Below are 564 nucleotides of genomic sequence, written 5' to 3' on the forward strand. Positions count from 1 at the left end.
CGGCAACACGGTGTTCAAGCTTGCCCACCGGATTTCCGACGGCGTTAACGGTGTGCGCATCCAGCTGGCCAAACGCTGGAAGTTCGTGCCGCAGACCATTGCCTATCAGGGCTATGGATCAACCAGCCTGGTGCGCGTCCTGGGACGGGTCCTGCTGACCCAGAAGCCGATGCCGGGGAGCAAGGCCGAGCACGCAGCGCAGAACGGCAACCAGAACGTGCGCGGCTGGCGGGCCTTCACCAGCGTTCCGTTGCAGTTCACCGACGTCGAGATCACCATCGGCGATGTTGTTACCCATGTCCGGGCGGACCGGGGCGGGCTGATTGATACGGAGGTGAAAGTCCACCTTTCGCCGGGCTGGCACACGGCCGTCCTCCGGGCCGAAGGAACAGAACCTGTGGAGGCCAGAATCCGGGTCATTGCCCCGGACGTGAAGTTCGGAATCGTCTCGGACATCGATGACACCGTGATGGTGACAGCCCTGCCCAGGCCGTTCCTGGCCCTCTGGAACACCTTCGTCCTCAGCGAGCGGGCCCGCATGGCCACCCCCGGCATGGCCGTGCT

The 564-nt window shown here is 64.5% G+C and carries 1 protein-coding gene; it reads left to right on the top strand.

Annotated features, from left to right (window positions below):
• The coding region (locus CXQ89_RS17870; RefSeq protein WP_308471695.1) for a phosphatase domain-containing protein at positions 1–564 on the top strand (564 nt) is incomplete at both ends.

It is taken from the genome of Arthrobacter sp. ZGTC212, from assembly GCF_002929255.1.
Taxonomy (GTDB): Bacteria; Actinomycetota; Actinomycetes; order Actinomycetales; family Micrococcaceae; genus Arthrobacter_B; species Arthrobacter_B sunyaminii.